Annotated in this window: 20 protein-coding genes; 9 read left to right on the forward strand and 11 right to left on the reverse strand. The window is 75.4% G+C overall.

Annotation, left to right across the window (positions count from 1 at the left end; all coding sequences use genetic code 11):
• Window positions 1–74: 74 nt before the first annotated feature.
• From WME76_RS06265 to WME76_RS06295, 7 genes are all read right to left on the reverse strand, one after another.
• A complete protein-coding gene (locus tag WME76_RS06265) occupies window positions 75–1,070 on the reverse strand; it encodes an ABC transporter permease (protein WP_437289957.1) in 996 nt (331 codons plus the stop codon).
• Window positions 1,067–2,596: an ABC transporter permease gene (locus WME76_RS06270; protein WP_437959279.1), complete on the reverse strand. Its 1,530-nt coding sequence runs from the start codon at window positions 2,594–2,596 to the stop codon at window positions 1,067–1,069. The genes WME76_RS06265 and WME76_RS06270 overlap by 4 nt, the downstream gene beginning before the upstream one ends.
• A gap of 18 nt (window positions 2,597–2,614) precedes the next feature.
• Window positions 2,615–4,213: an FHA domain-containing protein gene (locus tag WME76_RS06275; RefSeq protein ID WP_437962081.1), complete on the reverse strand. Its 1,599-nt coding sequence runs from the start codon at window positions 4,211–4,213 to the stop codon at window positions 2,615–2,617.
• On the reverse strand, window positions 4,213–5,286 hold the full coding sequence (locus tag WME76_RS06280) for a S1 family peptidase (RefSeq protein WP_437959280.1): 1,074 nt from the start codon (window positions 5,284–5,286) through the stop codon (window positions 4,213–4,215). Before WME76_RS06280 ends, WME76_RS06275 begins: the two co-directional genes overlap by 1 nt.
• 33 nt (window positions 5,287–5,319) lie before the next feature.
• The gene (locus tag WME76_RS06285; protein WP_437959281.1) at window positions 5,320–7,137 is read right to left on the reverse strand and encodes a Stp1/IreP family PP2C-type Ser/Thr phosphatase; all 1,818 of its coding nucleotides are present in this window, start codon (window positions 7,135–7,137) and stop codon (window positions 5,320–5,322) included.
• On the reverse strand, window positions 7,134–9,026 hold the full coding sequence (locus tag WME76_RS06290) for an FHA domain-containing protein (protein WP_437959282.1): 1,893 nt from the start codon (window positions 9,024–9,026) through the stop codon (window positions 7,134–7,136). Before WME76_RS06290 ends, WME76_RS06285 begins: the two co-directional genes overlap by 4 nt.
• Window positions 9,027–9,241: 215 nt before the next feature.
• Window positions 9,242–10,006, reverse strand: coding sequence for a hypothetical protein (locus WME76_RS06295; protein WP_437959283.1), 765 nt, complete (start codon window positions 10,004–10,006; stop codon window positions 9,242–9,244).
• A 7-nt stretch (window positions 10,007–10,013) separates the two neighbouring features.
• Between WME76_RS06295 and WME76_RS06300 the strand changes: the two genes are divergently transcribed.
• Window positions 10,014–10,625 (forward strand): hypothetical protein, encoded by a 612-nt coding sequence (locus WME76_RS06300; RefSeq protein ID WP_437959284.1) that lies wholly within the window; start codon window positions 10,014–10,016, stop codon window positions 10,623–10,625.
• A 61-nt stretch (window positions 10,626–10,686) separates the two neighbouring features.
• Here WME76_RS06300 and WME76_RS06305 read toward each other — a convergent pair whose 3' ends face one another.
• From WME76_RS06305 to WME76_RS06320, 4 genes are read right to left on the reverse strand one after another with little or no spacing between them, the layout of a single operon-like run.
• Window positions 10,687–11,799: a tetratricopeptide repeat protein gene (locus WME76_RS06305; protein ID WP_437959285.1), complete on the reverse strand. Its 1,113-nt coding sequence runs from the start codon at window positions 11,797–11,799 to the stop codon at window positions 10,687–10,689.
• On the reverse strand, window positions 11,796–12,896 hold the full coding sequence (ltaE, locus tag WME76_RS06310; RefSeq protein ID WP_437959286.1) for a low-specificity L-threonine aldolase: 1,101 nt from the start codon (window positions 12,894–12,896) through the stop codon (window positions 11,796–11,798). The genes WME76_RS06305 and ltaE overlap by 4 nt, the downstream gene beginning before the upstream one ends.
• Before the next feature lie 55 nt (window positions 12,897–12,951).
• On the reverse strand, window positions 12,952–14,526 hold the full coding sequence (locus tag WME76_RS06315) for a GMC family oxidoreductase N-terminal domain-containing protein (RefSeq protein ID WP_437959287.1): 1,575 nt from the start codon (window positions 14,524–14,526) through the stop codon (window positions 12,952–12,954).
• Window positions 14,523–15,119 carry a hypothetical protein gene (locus tag WME76_RS06320; protein WP_437959288.1) on the reverse strand — a complete coding sequence of 199 codons (597 nt, stop codon included), beginning with the start codon at window positions 15,117–15,119 and terminating at the stop codon, window positions 14,523–14,525. The genes WME76_RS06315 and WME76_RS06320 overlap by 4 nt, the downstream gene beginning before the upstream one ends.
• A gap of 393 nt (window positions 15,120–15,512) precedes the next feature.
• Here WME76_RS06320 and WME76_RS06325 point away from each other — a divergent pair, with 393 nt between their 5' ends.
• The 8 genes from WME76_RS06325 to WME76_RS06360 all read left to right on the forward strand — a co-directional run bounded on the left by WME76_RS06325 (window position 15,513) and on the right by WME76_RS06360 (window position 23,066).
• The gene (locus tag WME76_RS06325; protein WP_437959289.1) at window positions 15,513–17,186 is read left to right on the forward strand and encodes a hypothetical protein; all 1,674 of its coding nucleotides are present in this window, start codon (window positions 15,513–15,515) and stop codon (window positions 17,184–17,186) included.
• A gap of 322 nt (window positions 17,187–17,508) precedes the next feature.
• On the forward strand, window positions 17,509–18,075 hold the full coding sequence (locus tag WME76_RS06330) for a Spy/CpxP family protein refolding chaperone (protein ID WP_433935121.1): 567 nt from the start codon (window positions 17,509–17,511) through the stop codon (window positions 18,073–18,075).
• Window positions 18,076–18,094: 19 nt separating this feature from the next.
• Complete coding sequence (locus WME76_RS06335; RefSeq protein ID WP_437959290.1) at window positions 18,095–18,340, forward strand: hypothetical protein; 246 nt, start codon at window positions 18,095–18,097, stop codon at window positions 18,338–18,340.
• Window positions 18,341–18,398: 58 nt separating this feature from the next.
• Window positions 18,399–19,085 (forward strand): response regulator transcription factor, encoded by a 687-nt coding sequence (locus WME76_RS06340; protein WP_061619168.1) that lies wholly within the window; start codon window positions 18,399–18,401, stop codon window positions 19,083–19,085.
• Window positions 19,082–20,449 (forward strand): ATP-binding protein, encoded by a 1,368-nt coding sequence (locus WME76_RS06345; RefSeq protein WP_437959291.1) that lies wholly within the window; start codon window positions 19,082–19,084, stop codon window positions 20,447–20,449. Before WME76_RS06340 ends, WME76_RS06345 begins: the two co-directional genes overlap by 4 nt.
• Window positions 20,450–20,556: 107 nt before the next feature.
• The gene (locus WME76_RS06350; RefSeq protein WP_437289971.1) at window positions 20,557–20,931 is read left to right on the forward strand and encodes a response regulator; all 375 of its coding nucleotides are present in this window, start codon (window positions 20,557–20,559) and stop codon (window positions 20,929–20,931) included.
• 85 nt (window positions 20,932–21,016) lie between these two features.
• A complete protein-coding gene (locus tag WME76_RS06355; RefSeq protein ID WP_437959292.1) occupies window positions 21,017–22,207 on the forward strand; it encodes a hypothetical protein in 1,191 nt (396 codons plus the stop codon).
• A 382-nt stretch (window positions 22,208–22,589) separates the two neighbouring features.
• On the forward strand, window positions 22,590–23,066 hold the full coding sequence (locus WME76_RS06360) for a hypothetical protein (RefSeq protein ID WP_437959293.1): 477 nt from the start codon (window positions 22,590–22,592) through the stop codon (window positions 23,064–23,066).
• Window positions 23,067–23,076 lie beyond the last annotated feature (10 nt).

Consider the following 23,076-nt stretch of genomic DNA (forward strand, 5'->3'; position numbering starts at 1 on the left):
CAACCTCGGGCCGCCGGGGGCGACGAAGGCCGCGCCGGCCGCGGCCGGGCGGCGGACGCCTCGCCCGCGCTCCCTCAGCGCGGCGTCCGCGCGCGCACGGTGCGCGCGTCGACGGCGTCGCGCAGCGCGTCGGCGATGAGGTACGAGCCGCCGACCGTCGCCAGGAGGAGGAGGCCGGGGAACACGAGCAGCCGGATCTCGCTCGGGTGCCGCGCCGCCTGGCCCAGCGTCTCGCCCCACGAGGCCACGCGGGTGGGCGCGCCCATCCCGAGGAACGAGATCGCCGCCTCGAGCAGCACCACGGACGCCACGCCGAGGACCGAGCTCACGATCGTCGGGCCGAGCGCGTTCGGGAGGATGTGGCGGTAGAAGACGCGCAGCCGGGTGCTGCCGAGCGCGCGCGCGGCCATCACGTACTCCTCGCTCGACGCGCGCAGCACCTCGGCGCGCACGAGGCGCGCGATCTCCGCCCAGCGGACGAAGGCGACCGCGAGCACCAGCGACAGCGCGGACGGCTCGCGCTCGATCGCGCGCACGATGGCCACGACGAGGATCGCCGGGAAGGTGTCGACCGTCTCGACGAGGCGGACGAGGCCGTCGTTCCAGAAGCCGCGCAGCGTGCCGGCGAGCCCGCCGAGCACGACGCCGAGGAACATGCCCACGAGCACCGCGCTCAGCGACAGGCCGAGCGCGGTGCGCGCTCCGTAGATCAGCCGCGCGGCGAGATCGCGGCTCTCGAAATCGGTGCCGAGCGGGTGGTCGGCCGAGGGCGACGCGTTCGGACCGGCGTCGGTGCGCTGCTCCGGGCCGTAGCGGATCGGCGGCCAGATCACGAAGCCCCCGTCGAAGCGCGCCCTGAGCTCGGTCTCGGTGAGCGACTCGAGCGTCCCGGCCTCGGTGATGGCCGGGAGGATCTCGGCGCCGTCCGGCCCGAAGCGGGCGATCGGCGCGGGCGCGGCGAGCAGCTCGGCGAAGATCGCGAGCAGCGCGAGCACGCCGAGCAGGACGGTGCCGGCGGCGACGCGCTTGCTGCCGACCATCCGGCGGAGGAACGCCGCTGCGTGCGTCACGCCTCGCCCCTCCGGGAGAGCACCGCCGGGCCGAGCCGCGGGTCGACGAGCACGTAGGCGAGATCGGTCGCGATCACGCCGAGCGCGGCGATGCCCGCCGCGCCGATCGAGATCGCCATGAGCCAGCTCACGTCGCGCGCCTGCACGGCGAGCAGGGTGAGCTCGCCGAGCCCGTGCAGCTCGAAGACGCGCTCGACGACGAACGCGCCGCCGAGCGCCATCGGCGGCTCCAGGACGGCGAGCGTCACGACGGGGAGCACGGCGTTGCGCAGCCCGTGGACGGCGATGACGCGCGCCGCGCCGGCGCCGCGCGCCCGCGCCGCCCGGATGAAGTCCTGCGTGAGGACCGCGACGAGCGCGGCGCGCTGCTGCCGCGTGGGCGCCGCGATGAGCGACAGCGCGATGAGGCACGTCGGCAGGAGCAGCGACCGCGCGCCGCCCGAGAGGAGCGCGGCGGCCACGGCGACGACGGCGGTCGGCAGGACGGCGAGCGTGAGCACGGCGGCCGCGATCGCGCTGTCGCTCCGCCGGCCCCGCGAGGCGGCGCTCAGCGCGCCGAGCGGGACGGCCACCGCGTAGGCGAGCGCGATCGCGCCGAAGACGAGCGTCAGCGTGACCGGCGCGCGCCGCGCGAGCTCGTCGAGCACCGGCTCGCCGGTCGCCGCGACGCCGAGGCGGTGGGTGACCGCGCCGAGCGCCCACTTGCCGTAGCGGGTCTCGAGCACCGTGGCGGCGAGCCGCGTCGGGCCCGTGAACACCTCGAAATCGCTGCGGTACACGTTCCAGAAGGACTTCCACCGCGTGACGCACGCGCGCGCCTCCGCGAGGTCCTCGCCCGGGGCGATGCGGTCGTCGATCTCGGCGATGTGGGCCGCGACGTCGACGAGGGCGCGCGCCTGCTCCAGCGTCGCGGCGTCGCGCGGCGGCTGGAGCGCGGCGATCACCGGCTGCAGGGCGAACGTGTCGAGCTCGTGCAGCTCGGCGGCGCGCGACGAGGAGCCGTAGCGGACGAGGCGCCGCACCGCGCTCCGGACCGACGCGCTCCTGAACTCGATGCCGCGGTCGTCCCAGAAGCGCGTCCAGAAGGCGACCGCGTGCGCCGGGTCGGCGGCCTCCTCGGCCCGCGGCAGGCCCATCCGCGCGGCGACGGGCGCGAGCGCGAGCGCGACGCGGGTGCGCGGCTCGGGCGCGAGCGCGTCGAGCGGCAGGATGTGCGGAAGCGCGGCGCCGCCGAGGCGCCGCAGCTCGTCGGCCGCGGCGCCCGCGCCCTCGCCGCCGGCCGCGATGGCCTGCGCGGCCTCGAGGGCGCGCAGGCGCACGTCGCGCGGCTCCAGGTTGATGAAGCGCGGGAGGTCGAGGAAGCGCTCGCGGCGGAGCCGCGCGAGCTCCGCGCTGGAGAGCGAGGTCGCGAGCAGCGGGTCGTCCGTGGGATCGGGGACGAACGAGAGGACGAAGAAGGTCAGCAGCGAGACGCCGACGAGGGTGGGCAGCGTCCAGAGGAGCCGGCGGAGCGCGTGGCGGAGCATCTCTAGACTCGCCCGGGGTCAGCGCAGGATGGCGTCGAGCAGGTCGATGCGCATCCCGAACTTGTAGGGGGAGGCCTTCACCACCTCCGTCTTCTGGCCAGAGATCGTCTCGTCGTTGCCCTCGAGGTACCCGCCTGCGTTGATGCCGATGACCTTGCCCTGGCCGTTGAAGATGGGGCTCCCGTTCACGCCGCTCGTGCTGCGGGCGTCGTGCTGGATCAGCCAGGCCTCCGCGAAGGCCGCCGGCCGCCCGTTCGCGCCGGTGATCCGGCCGATGTTGGCGGCGAGGAAGGTGGCGACGGGGTTCGCGGCGTCGGTGAGGCGCTCCGGGAAGCCGATCAGGTAGACGTCGTCGCCGGCGCCGGCGGCGGCGAGCTCCTCCCGGGTCGCGAGCTCCAGCACGGCGGCGGCGCGCCCGGTGATCGATACGACGCCGATGTCCGGGGTGAGCTGGTCGGCGCTGTCGCGGTACTGCGGGTGCGTCCGCATGCTGGTCACGGCGAAGCTTACCTGGCCCCGGCCCTCGTTCTCGAGCGCCACGATCGAGCCGCCGCGGCGCTTCGCCGCGGAGATGCAGTGCGCGTTCGTCGCGAGCACCGAGGGCCGCACCGCGAACGCCGTGCAGAACCCCTCGCGCCCGGACGCGAGCATGAAGATGCCCTTCCGGGACCGGTCGTGGAGGTTGCGCCCGAAGTTGGCGTTGGACGGGTGGAGCGTCCCGAGGCGCCGCTCGATCTCCTTGCGCCGCGGGTCCTCCGGCGGGAGGCGCGCGAGCTCGGCGCGGAGCTGGGCGATCTCGTCGTGGGAGGAGCGGTTGTAGACGATGAGCGCGGCGAGGCTCGCGAGCGCGACCACGAGGAGCAGGGCGAGGATGTACGTCGTGCGACGCTGGCCGGCGGTCGCGGCGTGCACCTCCTTGTGGAGCATGGCGTTGATCTCGACGGTGCCGCGCGGCTTCGCGCGCCCCGTGGCCGCCGAGACGGCCGAGGAGATCAGCATCGCGATCGTCCGCTCGCCGACCCGCCGCGCGCCGGCCGGCGGCGCCGCCGGCACGTGCCCGGGGGGCGCGACGGCGGGCGCGGGGTAACCCGCTGCGTGAGCGGCGGGCGCGGGGCCGTGTGCCGGGTAGCCCGCGGCAGGCGCGGCGTGCGCGGGGTAGCCGGTGGGCGCCGGGTACGCGGCGGGCGCCGGGTACGCGGCGGGCGCGGGGTAGCCGGTGGACGCCGGGTACGCCGGGTACGCCGCGGGATGGGCAGCGCCGGGCGCGGGGTGCGCCGGCGCCGCGTGCGTCTGCGGAGGCCCCGGCGCGCGGCGCTCGACCAGCTCGAGCCGCACCCGCGGCCCCTTCGCGCCGAACGTGATCTCGTCGCCCGAGACGATCGGGTGCCGCTTGATCCGCTGCCCGCCCGCGTAGGTCCCGTTGCGGCTGTCGAGATCGTAGAGCACCCAGCCCGCCGCCTCGAGGCGCGCCTCCGCGTGGTGGCTGCTCGCGTCGCGATCGTGGTTCGGGTCGAACACGACGTCGTTGTCCGGAGCGCGACCGAAGCGCACCACGCGCCTGTCATGGAGCGCCACGGACCCGGCGTTGGTCCCGAACGTGTGCACGACGCGCAGCATCACGGCGCGGGGACCCCCTGGAGCAGATCGATGCGCATCCCGATCCGGAACGGTGAGCTCTGCGTCACCTTCGTCTTGCGCCCGTCGATCGTGACGTCGTCCTCGTCGTCGATGTGCGCGGCGTGGATGCCGATCACGTGCCCGTACTGGTTGAAGATGGGGCTGCCGCTGTTGCCCCCGCGCGTCACCGCGTCGTGCTGGATGAGCGCCGCGCGATCCGGCGTCGTCGCCTCGCCGTCGAGGCCGGTCACCCGCCCGATGCGGCCCTCCAGGAACGTCGCCGAGGGGCTCAGCGGATCCATCAGGCGGCCGGGGAAGCCGATGACGTACGCGTCGTCGCCCGGACCGATGGCGCGCAGCTCGGCCTCGTTCGCGAGCGTCACGGTGCGCGGCGCCTTGCCGTCGATGCGCAGCAGGGCGACGTCCGGCGAGCCGGCGCCGCCCTCGCCGGACCTGTACGCCGGGTGGGCCGACATCGCGACGATGCGGAAGCGCGTCTTCCCCATGGAGTCGTTCTGCGTGGCGATCGAGGTGCCGCCGCGCGCGCGGCAGTCGCGGACGCAGTGGGCGTTCGTGGCGAGCAGGTCGGGCGCGACGGCGAACGCCGAGCAGCAACCGCCGATGCGGTTGTCCACCATGTAGCCCATCACGTAGAGCGCGCTCCTGTTCTGTTCGAAGATGGCGCGGCCCGAGAGCACCTGCTCGGGGATCGCGCCCGACGGCCGTGCCGCGGGCGCGCGCCCGAGGCCGACCTCGGCCGCCAGCGCGTCCGCCGCCCGGCGCGACCGGTACGCGACCACGCCCGCCACCGCCACGGCCACGAGCGCCGCGGCGACGCCGAGCCCGAGGAGCAGGTTGTGGCGCGCCACCCGGCGCCGCGCCTCGTCCGCCTTGGCGCGCACGAGCGCGACCGCCTTCTCCTCGCGATGCATCGCCTGCACCACCGCATCCCTGACGATGCGCTGCGCGGTCTCGACGTCGACGCGGCCGTCCGCGTCCGGGCGGCGCGGCGGCGCCCCTTCCTGCTCGACGGCCGGGATCTGCGGACCCCGCTTGTCGTTGCTGCGCGGCATGGCGATGGAAGGCGCGCGTGCGCCGGGCGCGCCCTAGCGAAGCAGGTAATAGCCGGCGATGGTGACGCACGCGACGGCGCTCACGATCATCAAGATCACGAGCCACTGCGGCGCGCCGTCGGTCGGGATCATGATCGGCTCGTCGCCCTGGACGGGCGCGCGGGCGCTCCGCTCGTCCAGGCCGTCGTCCGGCGTCAGGGCCGACATGGCGCGGTCGTACTCGCCGCCGTCCTCGTCCATGTCGCTGTCCGCGCTGCTCATCCACGACTTCGGCGAGGGGGGGCGCTGCGAGATCTTCTTCTCGTCGAGCTCCTTCACCTTGCGCGCCGGCTCGGACGCGGCGGCGTTCTGGGCCAGGAGGTGCTCGGGCAGCTGGTACTTCTGGTAGCGGAGCTCCTCGATGTCCTCGAGCTCCGCCGCGGCGAGCCCGTCGCCGTCGAACTTCGCGACCACCACGGTGATGTTGTCGTGGCCGCCGGCCTGGTTGGCCCGATCCGTCAGCACCTTGCAGGCCTCGATCGGATCGTCGACGGTCCGCAGCACCTCGCGGATCTCCTCGTTCCGCACCATGCCGGAGAGCCCGTCGGAGCAGAGCATCAGCGTGTCGCCCCGCTTGAGCTCCACGTAGGTGAGATCGACCTGCACCGAGTCCGCCGTGCCGAGCGCCTGGAGGATGATGTTGTTGTGCTCGAACGTCTCGGCCTCCTCCTCGGTGAGCTGGCCGGCCTCGATGAGCTGGTTCACGAGCGACTGGTCGCGCGTCACCTGCACGAGCCGATCGCCGCGCAGGATGTACGCGCGGCTGTCGCCGACCTGGCCGAGGAACAGGTGGTCGTCCATGAGCGCGGCGATGGTCGACGTGGTCCCCATCCCGCGCCGGGTCCGATCGAGCTTCGCCTCGCTGAAGATCCTGAGCCCGGCGGCCTCGATCGCCTGCACCAGCCGCGCCGCGAGCTCGTCGTGGTCCTGCGGGGGGCCCCCGGCGCTCATCCGCTGGTAGATGATGTCGACGGCGAGCTGGCTCGCGACCTCGCCGGCCGCGGCGCCGCCCATGCCGTCGCACACGCCGAGCAGCGCGCCCCGCTCGCCGACGACCTGGTAGCGGTCCATCTCCATCAGGCCGCGGCTCGCATTCGTGAGGTCCGCGACGATGAAGTTGTCCTCGTTGTGCTCGCGGACCTGGCCCACGTCGGTGCGGCCGAACAGCCGCAGCACGACCTCGGGGCGGCGCGGTTCGTCCGGCGCTGCAGCCTCGCTGTCCATGTCCTCGGGGCGCTGCGCGCCCTCCGCTGGCTCGTCGCCCGCGGCCGCGGGCGAGCCGCCGTTGCGGGCGGCCTCCGCGGCGGGCGTCTCGTCGAGCGCGCCGTCGTCGTGCGAGGCCGCGGTCGCCGCGCCGGCGCCGCGCGCGAACGCGGCCGGCGCGTCGGGCGTCACGGCGTCCGCGAGGTCGTCCGACCTCGTCGCGAGCCCGTCCGCGTCCTCGCCGCGCACCCCGCCCGCGGTGAGCCGCACCTGCGGCGGCGGAGGGAGCTTCCTCCCGACCTTGTCGGGGCCCTGGGCGCTGGGCGCCTTCACGGATTTCACAGCGATGCCAGCCTTCTGCTCGCGCGCGGCGCTCGTGGCCGGACGCATCTTTGGCGGCGGGGGCGGCTTCCAGTTCACGGGCTTGCCTGCTTCCACGGACCCCGCCTTGCCGGACTCGAGCGACGCGGCGCCGAGCGGGGAGTCACCAAGGGCCTTGCCCGCGTTGCCGCTCGAGTCGGCCCCGACCGACGCCGCGCCGGGGAGCCCGTCGACTTCCAGCGCCTCGGTAGGCGTTTCGCGCGTTTCGCGGACGGTGTGGTCGCTCATCGGGCGAGATCCACGCGGAACAGGTGCTGCCCGATGCGCACGAAATCGCGATCCACGAGGCTGACTTCCTCGCGGATCGCGATGTAGGTCCCGTTCGACGACTCCAGGTCGGTGAGCGTGAACTCGCCGGTGGCCGGGTTCCTCCGGATGGCTGCGTGGCGTCGCGAGAGGAACGGATCGGCCGTGAACACGATGTCTCCCGTCTCCCGTCCGATCACCGTTTCATCCCGGTAGAGGTGGTACACGTCCCGCGTCACGCCCTCCACCGTCCGCTGGCAGAGTCGCGCCCGCCGGTGGATGGCGGGCGAGCCAAACAGCAACGTTCCATGCTGGATCGCATGGCCGAGGCCTCGCTCCCCGTCGTTCACGGTCTGAAACTGTAACACCTCGAGCCCCAGGAGAAGCAAGTCGCCATCTCGGAGGGGGTGCGTCTTCCTGATGCGCAGGTAAATGCGGTTGACGCTGCCCAGGTCACGGAGAACCCAGGAACCGGCCTGCGGAACGATCCGCGCGTGCCGCGGCGAGACGTACAGGTCGTCCTCGAGGAGGATGTCCCCCTCGCTGCGGCCGATGTCGATCTGCGGGCCCGAGAGCGGGAAGCTCTTCCCCTCGGTCCCGTCTTCGACGATCACGATGAGCTTGCCCTCGGGCGCCCGGGTCGGCCGGGTGTCGGCGGGAACCCACGCGGGCGGCCGGACCGAGTAGGACGCCCGTAGCGGCGCGAGCGGTATCGGCGAGGGCGGCGGCGTGCTGCCCGTCTCGGTCGAGCCCGGCCACGGGCCGTCGCCCGGGGGGGGCCGCGGCGGCTCGCGCCCCGCTTCCGGGACGCTCGACGGCGCGGACGGGCGGTCGGCGAGGGCCCTCCCGGGGCGCTCGGAGGTCGGCCGCTCGGCGTCGAGCGGCGCCCCGCAGTACTTGCAGAACCGCGTGCCCGCCAGGCACTGGCCATGGCAGCGCGCGCACTCGACGGGCGGGGCGGGCGCCTGGCGCGACGACGCGATGTCGACCACCGGCGAGCCGACGATCTTGTCGGGGGGGCCCCCGCCGGTCGTAACAGGGGGCAGCCGCGGGGGCGGCAAGGCGACGGGCGGCAGCGGAGCAGGGGCCGGCTTGCCCGCCGGCGCGCCGCCGGCGCCTTGCCGCTGCGCATCCGCGGCGCCGGCGCGATCGTCGCGCGGCGCGGGCGGCGGCGCGGCGTCCGGCGAGGGCGCCGGCCGGGGCGCGGTGTCCTGGAGGTCTCGCGCGCTCGTCCCGGGCTGCTCGATCGGCGCGGACCGCGGCGCGGCGTCGGGAGGGGGCGCGGCGCGGGGCGCGGTGTCCTGGAGCCCTCGCGCGGTCGTCCCGAGCTGCTCGATGGGCGGGTGCGCCACGTACGGCGCGCCGGGGGAGAGCGCGGCTTCCGGCTCGTTGCCCCTGGCCTTCCTGGGCGCCGGGTCCGTCGACGGCGGGGGGCCCGCCGGGGCGGCGCCGTCTTTCTTGTGGACCGGCGCGCCGCACGTCACGCAGAAGCGGTAGCCCGGCGGGTTGTCCGCGTCGCAGCTCGCGCAGGGCACCCCCACCAGCGCGTCGGTGATCGTCGGCGTGGCGGGGGGCACGGGCGCGCCGACCCGGTCCGCGACGGCACGCGGATCTTGCAGGGCCGGCGCCATCTGGATGGCGCTGCCCAGCGCGCCCGTGGCCGAGCCGTCGCGCGCAGGACGGGCGGTCGCCTCCGCGCGGCCGTGCACCGCCTGCATCGCGGGCTCCGTCCTGGCCGAGCTGATCGGGCTGAACGAGAACACCGGCGCCTCCGGGCGAAGCCGCCCCGGGGCGTGGCGCGCGCCCGGCGCCCTGCCGGCCACGCGGGCGTCGTTCGCCGGCGGCTCGTCGGTCTGCGCAGGCGCCGACATGGCCGGGAGCGACACCTGCGGCAAGCCGCTCGGAGGCGTCGGCGGGGCGACGCGCGCCTCGCGAGCCTTGAGCCTCCGGCCGCAATCCTGACAGAACGTCAGATCGCCAGCGTTGTCGCGACCGCACACATCGCAGATCACGCTGCCGAGGGGACCGCGGAGCGACGGTCGAGTCAAGTAGCCGGTGCGTTCTCTCGAGCAGGCGGGGGAGCCGCTCAGCGCCGACCGAGCTCGGTCCGCACCTCGAGCAGGAGCTCGAACCCGACGAACTGCGCGATGGCGGTGGCCCGCTCGTAGTTGGCCGTGTCCTTCCAGCCCGCGAGCAGCACCGGCCGGTACACGCAGCTCACGCCGAGCACCGCGCGGCGCGACACCTCCAGCTCGACGCCGACGCCGCCGAAGATGAGCGCGCCCCCCGTCTCGGCGCCCCACTCGTTGCCGTAGATGACGCCGCCGATCCCGGCAGAAAAGTACGGGGCCGCTCGGTAGCCGATGTCCGGCAGGTACCTCATCTCGGCCCGGAGCTGCTGGAAGATTCCAAGCCGGTAGAGGTTGCTCGAGTCCATCTTGGTGAACTGGTACGCCCCGCCGAAGTACCAGGGGCCCGGCGAGCGGTAGCCGCTGCGGATCGCGAGCCCGCCGCCGCTGCCCAGGATGCACGAGTACAGGGGGCCCGACCGCGGGCAGGCGGCGCCGGCGTCGAGGCTGATCTCCGCCGCGAGCGCAACGCCATACTGCGCGTACTCGACGTGCAGCGGCGGCGGTCGGGTGGCGAGCTCGACGCGCGGCTTGACCGGCGCCAGCGGCTGCGCAGAGACGGCCTCCGCGTCCGGCGCTGGCAGCGCGGCGTCCGGCGCGGCGGAGGGGAGGGCGCCCTCGACCTCACCATCGGGCGGCGCGGCCGCCGCTGCCGAGGACAGCAGGGCGCCGGCCGCGATGGCCGCGACCGCGAGCGCGCCGGGCGGAGGTCGTAAACGCACGAGTTGGTTGAGATACGCGAGAGATCCGCCGCGGGCAACGCTCCTTCGCGGCGCGGGCGGCGGGGCCGGGCGCGGCCGTCCGGGGCTCCTCGGCGCCGTCGGGGAGGCCCTTGGAAAAGAAGGGGTGAGGAGGGGGGCGTCGAAGGGCGGCGAGCGATCTCTTGAAGCTCGACCCCATACGCCGCTTGACGGCAGATGCGAGGGTCGCCTAAACGAAGCCACCTTCATGGAGATTCACCTCGACAAGCGTGCCGTAAAGCAGATCCGCCTCTCTGCGGCGGATGCCGTTGAGGAAGGCGACACCGAAGCGCTGCGCGAGGACGTCCTCGAGGCGTTCTCGGAAGAGCAGGTCGAAGAGATCGAGCGTCGCCTGGACAGCGGTGATTTTTTTGAGTTCTTGACCGACGTGCTCGACGAGTGGGGGGGCGACGACGTGGACGAGCTCTTCGAGCTCCTCGAGACGCAGCTCGGCGACATCGGCATCGACCTCAAGTACGAGCCGCGCGAGGACGACGACGAGCTCGACGAGGCCGAGGACGACGACGTCGGCGACGACGACGACGAGGAGGGCGACGACGACGACGCCGAGCTCGAGCCCGCGGACGACGAGGACGACTGAGCGCGGGCGGGCTCGCCGCGGCGACGCGCCGCCATGGCGACGCGTGCGCGACGCTCCGGCGTCAGGGATCCTTCCCGCCGTCGAGCTCGCGGAGGATGTAATCGGCGCACGGGCGCTTCGCTTCCGGCTCGGGGAGCGACGGGCAGATGGCGCGCGCGCAGCGCGCGTAGCGCGAGTCGGGGAGCTCCCGGGTGATCAGGGCCGCGGTGGCGCACGCCTCCTCGGTCCGGCCGTCCTCGCGCCACAGCTTCGCCTCGGCCCAGAGCGCGTCGTCGCGAAGGATGGACGCGGGGTGGTCCGTGTAGAGCTTGCGCAGCTCGCGGCGCGCGGCCGCGCGATCGCCGAGCGCGTCGCGGTAGAGGCGCGCGATCTCGAGCTGCGCGTCGTCGAACTTCCCGCGGTCGTAGCTGCCGGTGACGGCGGACTCGCGCGCCGCGAGCATCTCCCGCAGGTAGCCGATCGCCTCCCCGGGGCGGCCGAGCGCGGCCGCGAGCTCCGCCGCGCGGAAGAGCGCGTCGTCCGTCAGGTTGCCCGCGGGGTACGGGTGCGCGCGCGCGGCGGCGACGAGCGCGCGCAGCGCGCCCTCGCGATCGCCGCTCCGATCGAGCAGGAGCGCGGTGTGGTAGGCGACGTCCTGATCGAGCGCCGTGCCGCGGAACGCGGGGCCGTGCTGCCGTAGCCACGCGAGCGCGCCGCCCGCGCCGGCGCGCTCCTCCTCGCGACGGATGAGCCGCTTCAGGGCGTTGCGCGCGAGCCCGTGCGACGGGTGGCGCCGCGTCGCCGCGAGCAGCTTCGCGTGGCCCGCGTCCGCGTCCCCGTGCTCGATCTCGAGATCGGCGAGCTCGAACTCCGCGCGCTCGGAGCGCGGCCCGTCCGGCGAGTCGGCGAGCAGCCGCTCGTACGACGCGCGCGCCTCGCTCCAGGCCTCCGCGCGCTCGAAGGAGCGCGCCTCCAGGAGCCGCGCCTCGTCGCGGTCCTTCACGCGAGCGGCGCGCGCCGCGGCGCCGTCGAACGAGCGGGCCGCCTCGCGGTAGCGCCCCGCGTGGTAGGCGCGCTCGCCCGCGGCCATCGCGGCGAGGTAGGCGTCGCCGCGCGCCGGCGCGCACGCGGGGCCGAGCAGCGCGGCGATCGCGAGGGCGAGCGCCGCCGCGGAGGCGTTCGCGGCGCGGCTCATGCGCGCGCGCCGGCGCCGGCGCGGCCGCGCGGCTGCGAGAGGACCTCGGCGAGCGCCTCGGCGAGGGCGCTCGCCGCGGGCGCGACCTGCTCGGGCGCGACGTCGAGGTGGGTCACGGCGCGGACGGTGCTCCTGCCGGACGCGCTCACGAGCACGCCGCGCCGCCGCGCGGCGTCGACGAGCCGCTCGGCCGGGGCGCCGGGCGTGTCGATGTAGACGATGTTCGTCTCGGGCTCCTCGATCGCCGCGGCCGGCGCGCCTGCCTGCCCGGGCGGCGCCGCGTGCGCGACCGCGCGCAGGGCCCGCGCGATGGCGCGCGCGGCCTCGTGGTCCTCGGCGACGCGGCCGCGGTGGTGCGCGAGCGCGTGCAGCGCGGCGGCCGCGAGCACGCCGGCCTGCCGCATCCCGCCGCCGAGCATCTTCCGGAAGCGGAGCGCGGCGCGCACCGCGTCGGCGCCGCCGCACAGCGCGGAGCCGACCGGGGCGCCGAGCCCCTTCGAGAAGCAGACGCTCACCGTGTCGAACGGCGCCGCCAGCTCGGCGACGGTCCGGCCGGAGGCGACCGCCGCGTTCCAGATGCGCGCGCCGTCGAGGTGGAGCGCGAGCCCGTGCGCGCGCGCGACCTCGGCGATCGCGAGCACGTCGTCCTGGGGGAAGACCCGGCCGCCCGCGCGGTTGTGCGTGTTCTCGATCGCGACGACGCGCGTGCGCGGCAGGTAGTACTGCGGCGGCTTGATCGCGTCCTCCACGTCCGCCGCCGTGAACAGGCCGCCGCGCCCGGCGAAGACGAACTGCACGCCGCTCCACGCGGGCGCGGCGCCGCTCTCGTAGAAGGCGCAGTGCGCGCCCTCGCCCGCGATCACCTCGTCGCCGCGCTGCGTGTGGCAGAGGAGCGCGATCTGGTTGCCCATCGTCCCGCTCGGCACGAACAGCGCGGCCTCCTTGCCCGTGAGCTCTGCGGCGCGCTCCTCGAGCCGGCGCACGGTCGGGTCCTCGCGGTACACGTCGTCGCCGACCTCGGCCGCCGCCATGGCCGCGCGCATGGCCGCGGTCGGTCGGGTCACGGTGTCGGAGCGGAGATCGATCATCGTTTGCATGCTGAAACCTCGGCTGTCGGCCCCGGCCGACACGTTAGCACCGCGCCCCTCGCCCCTACGCGGGGCTCGCCGCCGCGAGCGCCGGGAAGCGCTCGGCCATCCGCCACGCGATGCGCGTGGCCATCGCCATGATCGGCACCTGCGAGTTCACGCCGATGCTCGTCGGGAGGATGGAGCCGTCCGCCACGAACAGCCCCGGCAGCTCGAAGCACTCGCCGCTCTGGTCGACGATCCCGCGGCGCGGGTCGTTCGCCACGCGCGCGCTCCCGAGCGGGTGGAACGCCATGCACTCGATGCGGCGCGCGTCCACGGGCGCGCGCTCGGCCGAGCGCGCGGCGTCCATGGATGTGATCGGCGGCGCGCCGAGCAGCGCGGTGTAGACCTCGCGCGCGCCGGCGGCGATCGCCATCTCGCTCAGGATCGTGATGGCGCGGCGGAGCCGCGCGAGGTCCCGCGGCGCCATCGCGTACGTGACGATCGGCTCCCGGCCGAGGCCACGGCGGACGCGGCCGCCGCCCTCGTCGTGGATCATGGCGCCGAAGACGGCGCAGCGCGGGAGCGCGCGGACGCGCCGCCGCAGCGCGGGCCCGACCCCGGGGAGGCCCGCCGCGAGCACGTTGACCGCCGAGTACACGCCGACGAGCTTGATCCCCTCGGCGTCGAAGTGGTCGGAGTACACGCTCTGGAGCGCGCCGTCCCAGCCGTTCAGGGCGTCGTCGAAGCGCGCGACGACGCGCACCGCCGGGTGCAGCGTCACGTCGTGGCCGAGCGCGCCGCTCGACCGGAACGCGCCCGCCGCGCCGAGGAGCAGCGGCGTGTGCAGCGTGCCGCACGCGGCGACCACGACCTTCGCGCGCACCCGGAACCGCCGCGGCGGCGCGCCCGGCTCGCCGCCGAGCAGCCGCCCCTCGACGCCGGCGGCGCGCCCGCGCGCCACGGTGATCCGCTCGACCAGCGCGTCGGCGACGACGCGGGCGCCGCGCGCGGTGGCCGACGGCAGGTAGGCGACGTCGACCGAGCGCTTGGCCCCGGCGGGGCAGGTGAAGTTGCACCGGCCGTTCCCCTCGCACGCGTCGCCGGTGTTGCGGCGGAGCGGGCGCATCGGGATGCCGAGCCGCGCCGCCCCCTCGACGAAGCGCGCGGTGGACGCCGAGCGCAGCGCCTCGGGGACCTCGCGCACGTGGAGCCGCTCCTCGACGCTCTCGTACGCCGCCTCGAGCGCGCGCTCCGACAGCTCGTCGAGGCCGAGCTCGCGCACCCACCGCGCGTGGACGCTCCCCGGGATGCGGAAGCAGACCCCGCCGGTCACGACCGACGATCCGCCGACGGCGCGCCCCAGGGTGAGGGAGATGATCGGCGTCTGCCCCACGCCGAACGCGGTGAGCATGCCGCCGTCGCGGAACAGCCGCCGCAGCGACTCGCTGGGCTTCCAGCGCTGGTACTCGTCGGGGCGGTGGTAGGGGCCCTCCTCCAGCACGATCACGCGGCGCCCGGCCTCGGCGAGCAGCGCCGCGACGACAGCGCCGCCGGCGCCGGAGCCGACCACGACGACGTCGCACGCCTCGTCGAACCCCGCCGGCAGGTCGCGCCCGCTGACGATCGGCTCGCCCGACGCGATCGCGCCGCTCACGCCGCCCCCTCTGCGCCCGGCGCGCTCGTCGCGTCGGCGGGCTGCGCGCGCGCGCCGTCGCGCGGCGTCGCGAGCGGCGCGTCCGCGGCGGCGCGGAGCGCGGGCAGCCTGCGCCGCGCCGCGGTGCTCTCGCGGTCGAGGCCGGTGAGCGCGAGCTCCGTTCCCTCCTCGAACGCCGGGATGCACAGCGGCACCTTGAAGGCGAGGAGCAGCATCGCGAGCAGCCCGAAGCGGCTCGACTCCAGCGCCTCGAGGTAGGCGAGCCGCCGGCCGAGCGGGAGCCGGCTCATCCGGCTGACGGCGCCGATCATGAAGAGCGGCAGGATCTCGAGGCAGACGGCCAGCAGCGCGAAGCCGCGCCGCGTCTCGGGGCTCCCCTGCCCGAGCGAGAGGTCCAGCGCCGCGACCGCGCGCTCGCAGACGCCGGCGCCGGGCGGGACGAGCTCTCCGCGCTCGTCCTCGTCGCAGAGCATCGCCTCGGCCGCGGACCACGCGACGCGTCGCGTCCACGGCGCGAGCCCTCGCCCGGGGCGCTCCAGCCGATCGAACCCTCGCGCGGCGGGCCCGCGCGCGCTCTCACCCGCGTCCTGCATGGCCGCGAGAGCCTAGCCCGAATCGACCCGGCGCCGAGCGCCGCCGAGCGCCAACGGAGCGCGCGTGGCGGCCGGGTGACCCCGGGCGCTGGCGTCGGCCACGCGGAGGGGGCGCCTTGCGGATCGGCTCCCGGCGCGCCGCTCGGCGTCCCGGCGCGCCGTCGCCCTCGTTCGCCGGGCGCGCTCCGCGGAAGCCACGGTGATGGGCGCGCTCCGCGGAAGCGACGGTGAGACGTTCGCGCGTGGTTGCACAACGACACGCTGACGGTTCGCTGTAGTGCGTCGGAGAGCCCGCGCGGCGCGGGAGCGCGCTGCGCGGCGGCGCGCGCGGGCTGTCCGTCGCGGATCCGGTTCTGGTATGCAGCAGAGCGGCCAGGGGGACACGGAGGAACGATGGCGGAGCGATCGCTGCAGCACCGGGATCCTGACAGCAAAGACGACGAGACGCTGAGGAGAGAGGCGCGCGTGCACCTCGCGAGCGAGCCCGCGCTGCAGCTCGTCGCCGAGCTGGTGGCGCGGCTGCGGGAGCTCGATCTGCCCTGGTGGACGCCGGTCAAGCTGCGCGAGCGCTTCGGCGCGGTCGAGCGGATGGGCTGGTTCCGCGAGCGGAGCGATATCCGCCAGCAGATCACGACGTCCCTCACCGGCCTCTCGCCGCGGGCCGCGCGCCGCAAGACGCCGGACTTCCAGGGCGCGCTCATCGACTCCGTCATCGACGAGGGCGACATCACCCCGCGCGCGTTCGAGGCCGCCTTCGACCCGCGCGATCTCGCCGTCTACGGCCCGGCCGGCGCGTACTGGCAGTTCTTCCGGGAGTCGATGCCGTGGGACGAGGACACGCCGCAGCACCAGGAGATCGTCGCCTGGCTGCTCAAGGCGCTGCTCGCGGACCGGAGCCCGTTCGAGGGCATCGGGAGGACGCCGATCCTGACGCCGTGGGACGTGCGCACGGCGATCGACGGCCGGCTCTGGCAGACCCGGATCCCGCTCGAGGTCCGCGTCGCGATCGACAACGCGCGGCTCAAGCAGGAGCGCGAGCGCCCGGGCGTGCCGTTCCACGCCGACGGCGAGCTCGCGATCGCCGGGCCGGACGTCATCGCCGCGAACATCCCGCCGCGCGAGATCCTCCCCGTGGTGCAGCTCGCGCAGAAGGCGATGCGCTTCGACGTGTCGCGCGCCGCGCCGAAGGCGGACGCGCCCAAGGCGGCGCCCGCGGAGCTGTCCTCCGGTCGCAACGGCGCGACCGCGTCGACAGCGACGGCGGCCGGCGCGCCTGTGTCGGGCCCCGCGTCGCCCGGGAGCGCGACAGCGTCGAAGCCGGCGGCGTCGGCTCCCGCGTCGCCGGGCGGCGCGACGGCGGCCGGCGCGCCGGTGTCGGCGCCGGCGTCGGGCCCCGCCTCGTCCGGCGGCACGCCCGTGTCGGCTCCCATCTCGATCTCGGCGGGCGGGGCGCCCGACCTCGGCTCGGCTGGCAAGCCCGCCGCTCCGACCGGGGCTTCGTCCGGCGCCGCGAGCTCGCCGCCCGGGGGGCTCGCTGCCTCGGTGGGCAGCCCGCCGAGCGGCTCGGCCGCGACGCCGAGGGCCGCCGGGAACATCACGCCGCCGAGCGCGATCGTCACGAGGCCGTCGTCCGCGCCGGGCGCTGCCGCGGCGGGCGCCTCTCCGGGGGGCGAGCCCGCGCGCGGCAGGCTCCCGAGCGACCCCGGCGCGTTGTCGGCAGCGCGCGGGTCGACGCCGCCGCCGCCGCCCGCGCTGCGCGCATCCACGCCGCCCGCGCCCCCCGCCGCGCCGCGCGGGTCGACGCCGCCCGCGCCGCCGGCGCCGCGCGGGTCGACGCCGCCTGCATCAACGCCGCCCGCGCCGAGCGCCGCGCCGGCCGCGGCCGGGGTCGAGTCGCTCGACGATCTCGAAGCGGAGGACGGCGACGGAGACGAGGACACGGGAGCGGAGAGCGAGCGCACGAACCCGTGGGCGGTCGCGGGCGCCGAGAAGAAGCTCGACGCCGAGCTGGACGGCCTCGACGCGCTGGAGCTGTCCGAGGGCGGAAAACCGTCCGACAGGACGTAGCGCGCCGCTCCGTCGCGGGCGCCGCGCGTCGCTCGCTGCCGCGTCACCTGGCTGGCTCGCGGCGTGTCGCTCCGTCGCCGCGCCGCATCCGCTGGCTTCACACTTCTTCACACGCGCTCCCGCACATCCTTCACACGCCCTGCGCAGCTTCGTCGTGGCTCGGGGCCGCGCGTCTGCGGCCCGAGCCCTGGCAGTCCGGGGCCGCGCGTCTGCGGCGCCGGCGCTGCCGCCGGGGTCGCGCTCGCGTTCCGAGGAACCGAGGCCGCGCGCACTTGCCCCGTGCACGGATCGACAGCGGAGACGCTCACGGAGGGTATTCATCATGTTGGGATTCCTGGTTGGAACGGCCTGTCTGATCGGCCTGATCGCGGTGTTGCGGCGCGGCGGCCGGTACGATTGCGGCGGCGCTCCCTGGGGCGCCGGCCCCTGGGGCGCCGGGCCGCACGTCCACCGCCGGCGCGGCTTCGGCGGCTTCGGCCTTCGCCGCCGCTTCTTCCTGTCGTTCCTCTTCGACCGGCTCGGCACCACCCCGTCGCAGGAGAAGGTGATCGTCTCGGCCATCGACGAGCTCCGCGCCGCCGCCGACGCGCAGCGGGGCGAGATCCGCGGCACGCGCGTGGACGTCGCCGCCGCGGTGCGCAGCCCGAGCTTCGACGAGACCCGCCTCGGCGAGCTCTTCGCGCGGCACGACGCCGCGATCGAGTCCCTGCGCAGGGCCTCGGTCGGCGCGCTCGGGAAGATCCACGCCGTGCTCGACGACCGCCAGCGCGAGCAGCTCGCCGATCTCATCGAGATCGGGCCGCCCGCGTTCCGCGATCTGTGGTCGGGCAGGGCCGGGTGGCGCGGCCATCACGCCGATCCCTACAGGACCCACGGCGAGTGGGCGTGAAGGAGGCATCGAGACCATCATGCGACGCCAGATCACCATCACGCTGCTCGTCCTCGGCACCGTCTTCGGCTTCGCCTCCGGCTTCTCCTCGCTCCGTTGCCGGACCGAGGCCCGCCGCGACGCCTTCCAGCGACACGTCGCATCCCTCTGCGTGGACGCCGCGCGGCAGGCAGAGCGCTCGGAGCGCGCCGAACGCCGCCCGCCGCGGGGCGACTCGCCCGCGCGATCCGGATCGTCAGAGGCCGACACCGGCGCGGGCCGCTGAGCTATAAACACGGGGAGCGGCGGCCGCGCGCTGCCGCCCCTGCACCCGGGTCCCCTCCATGGCGCTGCGGCTCCTGCTCATCGACGACGACACCAGGCTCCACGGCTTGCTCGCGAGCTACCTCGAGCAGAACGGCTTCACGGTGACCGTCGCGAGCGACGGCGCGCGCGGCCTCGCGGCCCTCGCCGCGGGCACCTTCGACGCCGTGCTGCTCGACGTGATGATGCCCGGCATGGACGGCATCGAGGTCGTGCGCCGCATCCGGCAGAAGAGCTCGATGCCGATCCTCATGCTCACCGCCCGCGGCGACGAGGCCGACCGCGTGGTCGGCCTCGAGATCGGCGCGGACGACTACATCGCGAAGCCGTTCAGCCCGCGCGAGCTGCTCGCGCGCCTCCGGGCCGTGCTCCGCCGCGCCACGCCCGACGCCGCCGGCGAGCGGATCGTGGCCGGCGACATCGCGATCGACGTGCCCGGCCGCGTGGTCACCGTGGCGGGCAAGCCCGCGGATCTCACCGGCATCGAGTTCGACATCCTCGTCGCCCTCGCGCGGCGCGCCGGCCGCGTCGTCGCCCGCGAGGCGCTCCTCGAGGAGGCTGGCCGCGGCGACGTCAACGTCGGTGGGCGGACGGTCGACGTGCACATCTCGCACCTGCGGCAGAAGCTCGCCGACGATCCCAGGTCGCCGAAGCTCATCAAGACCGTGCGCGGGGTCGGCTACGTGCTCGCCAAGGACCGCGCGTGAAGGGTTGCCGGTCCTGGCTCTCCGAGAACCGGCGAAAGGTCTCGATCGGCCGCTTCGTCAACGCGCGGCTGCACCGCCGGATCTTCATGTGGTTCGGCGCGACCATCCTCATCACCGCGGTCGCCGCGATCGCGACGACCGGCGCCATCGATCGCGTCGGCAACTCCGGCTGGCGGCGCGAGCACGCCCGCGCCCAGTCGTTCGTGGGCCACCAGTTCCAGCGCGTCTGGGGCGATCCCGTGGCGCGCGACGCCCTCGCCCGCGTGATCGCCGAGGATTTCGACACCGATCTGGAGCTGCTCGACGCGACGGGGCGGAGGCTCGCGCGGTACGGCCAGCCCTGCCGGGTGCAGGCGATGATCGTGCAGGTCCGCGGCGACGGCGGTCCGCTCGGCACCGTGCTCCTCTGCCCCGGGCGCGGCCGCTCCGGGGCGTCGCTCCGCCTGGCGCTGCCGCTGCTCGCGGTGGCCGTCGTCCTGTGGGCGGCCTCCGGCCTCATCTCGCGCCGCCTCGCCCGCCCCCTCGTCGATCTGGCCCACGTCGCCCACGAGATCGGCACCGGCAAGCTGTCGAGCCGCGTCCGGCTCGACCGCCACGGGCAGGGCGAGGTCAGCGTGGTCGCCGAGGCGGTCAACGACATGGCTGCGCGCATCGAGCGCCAGCTCGCCGACCAGCGCGAGCTCCTCGCCGCCGTGTCGCACGAGCTCCGCACGCCGCTCGCGCGGATCCGCCTGCTCACCGAGATGGCCCGCGGGGGTGGCGGGACGAGCGCCCCCGTGCTCGACGATCTCGACCGCGAGGTCATGGAGATCGACGCGCTCGTCGGCGATCTCCTGGCCAGCTCGCGCCTCGACTTCGCGGCCCTCACCCTGACCCGCCTCGACCCGGCCGAGACCGCGGTCCGCGCGGTGGAGCGCGCCGGGCTGGATCCCACGCTGCTCGAGGTCGTCGAGGGGACGCCGGCGTTCCAGGCGGACGCGACGCTGCTCGCGCGCGCCCTCGCCAACCTGCTCGAGAACGCGCGCGCGCATGGGGGCGGGGCGGATCGGGTGCGGGTCCGTCCCGGCGGTCCGCGCAGCGTCGTCTTCGAGGTCGAGGACCGCGGGCCCGGGTTCGCGGAGGGCGAGGAGACGCGCATCTTCGAGCCGTTCTTCCGGCGCGAGCGGTCGCAAGGCAGCGACGGCGGCGCCGAGCGCGGCTCGCTCGGCCTCGGCCTGACGCTGTGCAAGCGCATCGCCGAGGCGCACGGGGGCCGCGCGTTCGCCGAGCGCCGCGAGGGCGGCGGGGCGCGCGTGGGCATCGAGCTCGCCCTGCGTCCGCCCGCCGGCGACGCGCGATCGAGGAGCGCTCCTCGCCGCGCGTAGCCCGCTGCGGGCAGCGCGGCGGGGCGTCCCCGCGCGATGCCCGCGGCGGGGGCGTTCCCGCTTGACCGCGCGGCGGCGCGGGTGCGACCCTCCCTGGGCTCGCGACCATGCGAATCCTCCTCTGCGAAGATCAGGACGCGATCCGGCGCATGATCGAGGCGCTGGTCGGCGCGAGCGGCCATGAGGTCATCGGCGTCGGCACCGGCCCCGAGGCGGTCGAGCGCGCCTTGACGGAGCCGTTCGACGTGCTGCTGCTCGACCTGATGCTCCCCGGGAGCATGGACGGCTTCGAGGTCTGCGCCCGCCTCCGCGCGGATCCCGGCACCTCCAGCCTGCCGATCATCGTGATCAGCGCCCTCGACGACGCCGAGTCGCGCGCCCGCGCCGAGAAGCTCGGCGCGACCGCCTACTACGCGAAGCCGTTCCGGCCCCTCGAGCTCCTGGAGCACATCGGCGGGCTCAAGGCCGCGCGGCGGGGCTGAGGCAGGGGCGCCGCGACCCGCGGCCGGCCGGCCGGCGCAAGAGCGCGCTGGAACATGGCGCGGGATTTGGCTACACCCCGCCGTCATGCACACTCGGTGGCGCGGGATCACGGCTTCGACGTTCGCGGCGGTCGCCCTGGCGGGGCTCGTCGCGGGGTGCGAGGGGGACAAGAGCAAGGCGCAGGTCGCCGCCGACGCGAACGCGCTCGACGCCGGCCCGCCGCAGCCGGTGCTCGGCGGCAAGCTCGGCGCGGAGCTCGCGGCGGCGGCGTCGGGCGCGCCCGCCGAGGGGCGGCCCGCGCCGGGCGGCGGCCCGACGGACGGCCCGCCGGAGAACGGCGTGTTCTCGCCGCAGGCCGCGGCCGCCGCGCTCCCGAAGGACATGCCCTACAAGATCGAGGTCGTCGACGAGGGCAGCGAGCCGAGGGCCAGGCTCGCCCCGAAGATCGACCCGAAATCCGAGCAAAAGCTCAACATCACGCTCGGGCTGCGCATGGGCGGGCCGCAGGGGATGCCGAACCTCGACCTCGGCGTGAGCCTCAAGGCAGAGAAGCCGGCGGACAAACCCAAGGAGGGCGCGGCCGCGCCCGCGGCAAGCGCGGGGCCGACGAAGGTGATCGCGAAGGTCACGTCGGCGACGCTCGCGTCGATGTCGATCGGCGGCCCGCCGAAGGAGCTCGCGGACGCGCTCGCGAAGCTGAAGGGGAGCGCGCTGCACTACGACCTCTCGCCGGCGAACGCGGTCAGCAACCAGAAGCCCGAGCTGGCCAAGGACGCCGATCCCGGGCTCCAGCCGCTCCTCGCCGCGCTCGGGGAGGCGATCGCGCTCGTCACGCCGCCGCTCCCGGAGAAGCCGGTCGGCGCGGGGGCCTACTGGATGGTCACCGACCGCGCCGTGGCGTCGGGCGCGCAGCTCCCCGTGCTGCGGTACCGGGTCTTCAAGATCGAGAAGGTGGAGGGCGACGTCGTCTCGATCAGCGTCGACACGCGTCAGTACGCGGAGGGCGCCGATCTCAAGCTGCCGGGCCCGAACGGCGAGGTCACGCTGACCATCGACCGGCTCGAGTCCTCGGGCAAGGGCACGCTCGCCTGGTCGCCGTCGACCTTCGCGCCGGGGACCGCCGACGCCTCGCAGCGGCTCCAGGCGCTGCTCGTGCCGCCCGGCGGCAGCGGCCAGCCGGGCGCCCAGCGCAGCGTGGCCCAGGTGGAGCTGACGGCGAAGTTCGCCGCGGCCGGCGGCTCCGTAGCGCCGGCCGCCGCCCCGGCGGCTCCGTAGCGCCGGCCGCCGCGACGGCGGCGACAGCCCCGCAGCGCCGGCCGACCGGGGGCGGCCCCGGCGCCGCCTCCAGGCTCGGTCCGGCGGCCCGGCGCATCGGGTGGTGTGAGCGCGCCGCGCTCGCCGCTGTGCACCGGGCGCGGGCGCTCGCCCCTCGATCTCGTTCCCCTGCGCCTGCACCGCTGCCCGCGACGAGGGCGTGCGTCCTGGTCGCTGGTCGCCAGGCTGGAAGATCCGGACAGCCGCGGCGCGCACCCGAGCGGCGCGGCCGCGCAGCGCGCGTTGGCTAATCCCGTGCATGAGCGCCCGTGCGGGGAGGCGTGACGGCCGTCCGACCCGGCTGACGGATCGGGCAAGCAGGCGGAGCCACGGTGCAGGCGGAATGACCTACGGGTGCGCGCGAAACACGCACGGGTGCAGCCTCGAGGCCTACCTCGAGGAGCCAGGCCTCACCGAGGGGCAGCGGCGGCGGCTCCGGCTGTTCCAGACGGTGGAGACGGCCGTGAGCGATCGCGTGGAGGAGCTGTGCACATGCAGCGCGCTCGACGTGACCGACGCGGCGATCCTCGTCGTGTCCCCGGCGGCGCGCCGGCTTTTCTTCCGCAGCGCCGCGTCGACCCGCGCGGATCCGCCGGGCGCGAGCATCGTCCTCGGCCATCGGGCGCGGCTGTACGCGTTCCTGCACGCCGTGCTGCCGCCGGCGGAGGAGGCGCCGTGCGATCCCTACGCCGACCTGCTCGACCCGTCCCCGCCCCAGTGCGTCCGCGTGCTGATCCTCGACGAGGACTCGCTCACGATCCTCAACTACGGCGCGTTCGTCGTTGTGAGCCTCGACCGCAGCGAGATGCCGAAGGCGTAGCGATCTCCCC

The organism is Sorangium sp. So ce119 (genome assembly GCF_051524405.1).
Lineage (GTDB): Bacteria > Myxococcota_A > Polyangia > Polyangiales > Polyangiaceae > Sorangium > Sorangium cellulosum_G.

Excerpts from the sequence above, each read along its gene's own strand:
- WME76_RS06270 (WP_437959279.1), bottom strand. The coding sequence starts at position 2,596 with ATGCTCCGCCACGCGCTCCGCCGGCTCCTCTGGACGCTGCCCACCCTC.
- WME76_RS06275 (WP_437962081.1), bottom strand. The coding sequence starts at position 4,213 with ATGCTGCGCGTCGTGCACACGTTCGGGACCAACGCCGGGTCCGTGGCG.
- WME76_RS06280 (WP_437959280.1), bottom strand. The coding sequence starts at position 5,286 with ATGCCGCGCAGCAACGACAAGCGGGGTCCGCAGATCCCGGCCGTCGAG.
- WME76_RS06285 (WP_437959281.1), bottom strand. The coding sequence starts at position 7,137 with ATGAGCGACCACACCGTCCGCGAAACGCGCGAAACGCCTACCGAGGCG.
- WME76_RS06290 (WP_437959282.1), bottom strand. The coding sequence starts at position 9,026 with ATGTCGGCGCCTGCGCAGACCGACGAGCCGCCGGCGAACGACGCCCGC.
- WME76_RS06305 (WP_437959285.1), bottom strand. The coding sequence starts at position 11,799 with ATGAGCCGCGCCGCGAACGCCTCCGCGGCGGCGCTCGCCCTCGCGATC.
- ltaE (WP_437959286.1), bottom strand. The coding sequence starts at position 12,896 with ATGCAAACGATGATCGATCTCCGCTCCGACACCGTGACCCGACCGACC.
- WME76_RS06320 (WP_437959288.1), bottom strand. The coding sequence starts at position 15,119 with ATGCAGGACGCGGGTGAGAGCGCGCGCGGGCCCGCCGCGCGAGGGTTC.
- WME76_RS06325 (WP_437959289.1), top strand. The coding sequence starts at position 15,513 with ATGGCGGAGCGATCGCTGCAGCACCGGGATCCTGACAGCAAAGACGAC.
- WME76_RS06330 (WP_433935121.1), top strand. The coding sequence starts at position 17,509 with ATGTTGGGATTCCTGGTTGGAACGGCCTGTCTGATCGGCCTGATCGCG.
- WME76_RS06335 (WP_437959290.1), top strand. The coding sequence starts at position 18,095 with ATGCGACGCCAGATCACCATCACGCTGCTCGTCCTCGGCACCGTCTTC.
- WME76_RS06340 (WP_061619168.1), top strand. The coding sequence starts at position 18,399 with ATGGCGCTGCGGCTCCTGCTCATCGACGACGACACCAGGCTCCACGGC.
- WME76_RS06350 (WP_437289971.1), top strand. The coding sequence starts at position 20,557 with ATGCGAATCCTCCTCTGCGAAGATCAGGACGCGATCCGGCGCATGATC.
- WME76_RS06355 (WP_437959292.1), top strand. The coding sequence starts at position 21,017 with ATGCACACTCGGTGGCGCGGGATCACGGCTTCGACGTTCGCGGCGGTC.
- WME76_RS06360 (WP_437959293.1), top strand. The coding sequence starts at position 22,590 with ATGACCTACGGGTGCGCGCGAAACACGCACGGGTGCAGCCTCGAGGCC.